We start from the raw sequence: 2,893 nt of genomic DNA, 5'->3' as shown, positions 1-2,893 counted from the left end.
TTAGGGTAGGAACTATCCGAAGTAAGACGCCCATGGAGTTAGTAGGTATGTCATAGGTTGTTATGTTAAGGGTTACGAGGACGTAGATGTGAGAAAATTTATTGGCAACAATAGAAGCTCGTGACTTCAGTCATGGGAGGTTCACGCATTTCAGTTCCAGTAACAGGAGGAGGACACGTTTTTCCTAGTTCATAAAAGCCAATTAGTGCTTTTCTTTCTCTATTTCTAAGATTAATGGCTTCCTTTAACTTTTCCTTAGTAATTTCTACCCCAAACTCACTTTCTAATCTCTGTTTAAATAATATCATTTCGCTTTTCCAAGAATTGAAAGGAGCTTCTCCCTTGTTAGTTTGAGGTAATTGCATTACGTGCATTGGTTTAATTTGCCCAAGATATTCATACATCTTTTTCTTTCCATCGCAAGTAGTTTCTCCAACTATCATATCTGAAAAATAGAAGTATGGACATTTATCTGTTAAAGCAAAACCATAGCTAGCTTTAATAAGTGGACATAAATTTTTGGGAAGATGTTTTTCAGCTTCACTAATAGGTTCATCACTCATGCTACAAAGTGAAATAGGGATAGCTCCAGCAGCCATAATAAGTTCCCAAGGACTATATGTACAATAAGTTCCAACTATTTTTTTTCCCTCATCTTTTAAGTTTTTTACATCAACAAAACCCTTTTGTCTTGCTTCATTGAACTCATTAAATATTTTAGGCAATTCATTCATAGTGATAATTCCTCCTTAAAGCTCTCTAAATATTATTCTATATAACTTCAATTATATATTTACTATATTATCATGTCTAATAAGGTTTTTGTATTAACTAAGGGTTATCTATTTGAAATATCAATAATCCTAATTTAGCACTATCAATATTCCTTTAAAAAAGAGCCCTAGGGCTCTTTTTTAATTATAAAATCATTCATTTCCATGTGGTTTAGTAGGTTGATCTCCTCTAAAACCATAATTAGTAGAAACCTTTCGCCCAATACTAGTAATTTTACCTGTTATACATCCACGACAATGTGCAGGAGTATCTCCAGTACATATTTTACCTGGATATAGTGCATATTGTTTTCTATATTCACCTTCTGTAACATTAGGCATAACTACATTGGCACCGCTTTGTAAGGCCATTAGCCTTCCATTTTTATTTAAGGATTCCATGGCCGTTGTTGCAGGTATGTTAATGTCAGGTAGGAGTAAACGGGTTATAGCCATAACTTTAAGTGCCATAGTTAACTCCTTACCCTTGGCGCTTGCAAGGGGTGTGTCCTCATTTGGAATAAATGGACCTATACCTAACATGTCAGCATCAATTTCTTTGAAAAATAATATGTCATCCGCATATGATTCTATAGTTTGGTTTGGCAGACCTACCATAACACCTGTACCAACCTCATAGCCTAATTTTTTTAAATTTTTCAAGCAATTCAGTCTATTTTCGTGGCTCATACCTGGATCTAAATCTTCATAAAGTTTTTTGTCTGTTGTTTCTATTCTAAGAAGATATCTATCAGCACCAGCATCCTTAAAGGTTTTATATTCATCGTAAGTTTTTTCGCCTATACTTAATGTTAATGCTAAATCTAAAGCCTTTATTCCTTTTATTATTCTTACAATTTTATCACTAGTGTAATAGTCATCTTCACCGCCCTGAAGGACTATTGTTTTATAGCCAAAGGATTTAGCTTTATTGGCAAAGTCTAAAATTTGTTCCTCAGTTAATCTATATTTAACTAAATTTTTATTATCTCTCCTTAGTCCACAATAAAGACAATTCCTTTTACAAATATTTGTGAATTCAATAAGGCCTCTAAGATGAACTTCGTTACCTAAATAGTTGTTTCTTACTTCATCAGCTGCGTTAAATAAATCTTGGTCTACTTCATTACTACTTAAAAGAGTGATAATTTCTTCTTTATTTAATATATGTTCAGTTTTTGCCTTATTTATGATTTCTAATAATTTCATTGTTGGAACCTCCTAGTATTTCTTTAAAAATAAGAGTTATAATCTCTTATTTACTTACAGTTATTTTAGGGTATAAAATAATTAACGATTGTTTTACCCTAAGATGTAGTATTAACACTATCATAATATTTAAAAAAATATATGTAAAGATAAAATAATTAATATATTAATAAATTAATGGAAAGATTAATAAGATAGATTAATAAGATACATTAACAGATAGTTATTATTGACTTAGCAAAAGAAAAATGCTAATATTAAAATATAGTTTAATTAAACATGATTTAGTTTAAAGGATTAAAAATAAAGGAGAGATTAGTTATGAATAAAGTTGAGATTTATACAAGTAATACTTGTGGATATTGTCATATGGCTAAGGAGTTTTTTAAAGAAAACAATATTGAATTTATAGAGCATAATATTTCAGAAGATCCTGAAGCAAAAAAATCACTTATAAAAAAAGGATATAGAGGAGTACCAGTAATAGATATAAATGGAGAAGAAATGGTTGGGTTTGATAAAGAAAAAGTAGTAGCACTATTAAAATTATAAAAGCGATAAGAATGGATGTTATAAAAGAGATCATATTTTAAATATAGTATGATACATAGCTAATAAATAGTTTAACTATTTATTAGCTTTCTTTTTATTTAAAATAATAAACTGACCATATAAATTTGGAAACTTTCTTGGTAAATGTTATTATTTATCTAAAAACCAATAAAAACGTTGACATGTGCAATGCTAACTGTTAGAATAAAAAAGTAGTCAATTTGTGACTACTAAAAATTTCAAGTTGGTCTTTGAAAATTAAACAGAAAAATAGGTAAAATAACGAAATAATATTTCGTTAGACCAGTTAATTACTTTAGATAAAGAAGTAATTTTAGTCGTAAGACTAAAAAGTATGT

At 29.5% G+C, this 2,893-nt stretch carries 2 protein-coding genes and 1 pseudogene; 1 reads left to right on the top strand and 2 read right to left on the bottom strand.

Features of this window, described 5'->3' with window-relative positions; genetic code table 11:
- Positions 1-146: 146 nt before the first annotated feature.
- Together KPL51_RS22815 and hydE are read right to left on the bottom strand one after the other, a co-directional pair.
- Positions 147-734, bottom strand: a pseudogene (locus tag KPL51_RS22815) (2-hydroxyacyl-CoA dehydratase); the annotation flags it as partial.
- 192 nt (positions 735-926) lie between these two features.
- The gene (gene hydE / locus KPL51_RS22810) at positions 927-1,982 is read right to left on the bottom strand and encodes a [FeFe] hydrogenase H-cluster radical SAM maturase HydE (RefSeq protein ID WP_216166692.1); all 1,056 of its coding nucleotides are present in this window, start codon (positions 1,980-1,982) and stop codon (positions 927-929) included.
- Between the two features lie 321 nt (positions 1,983-2,303).
- Here hydE and KPL51_RS22805 point away from each other — a divergent pair, with 321 nt between their 5' ends.
- On the top strand, positions 2,304-2,534 hold the full coding sequence (locus KPL51_RS22805) for a glutaredoxin family protein (RefSeq protein ID WP_216166689.1): 231 nt from the start codon (positions 2,304-2,306) through the stop codon (positions 2,532-2,534).
- The last annotated feature ends 359 nt before the right edge of the window (positions 2,535-2,893 follow it).

The sequence above is a fragment of the Clostridium bowmanii genome (assembly GCF_018861315.1).
In the GTDB taxonomy this organism is placed as follows: Bacteria; Bacillota; Clostridia; order Clostridiales; family Clostridiaceae; genus Clostridium_AD; species Clostridium_AD bowmanii.
This window is presented reverse-complemented; position numbering and strand designations above follow the sequence as displayed.

Bases quoted from the DNA above. Each gene is read 5' to 3' on its own strand.
- hydE (WP_216166692.1), bottom strand. From the start codon at position 1,982: ATGAAATTATTAGAAATCATAAATAAGGCAAAAACTGAACATATATTA.
- KPL51_RS22805 (WP_216166689.1), top strand. From the start codon at position 2,304: ATGAATAAAGTTGAGATTTATACAAGTAATACTTGTGGATATTGTCAT.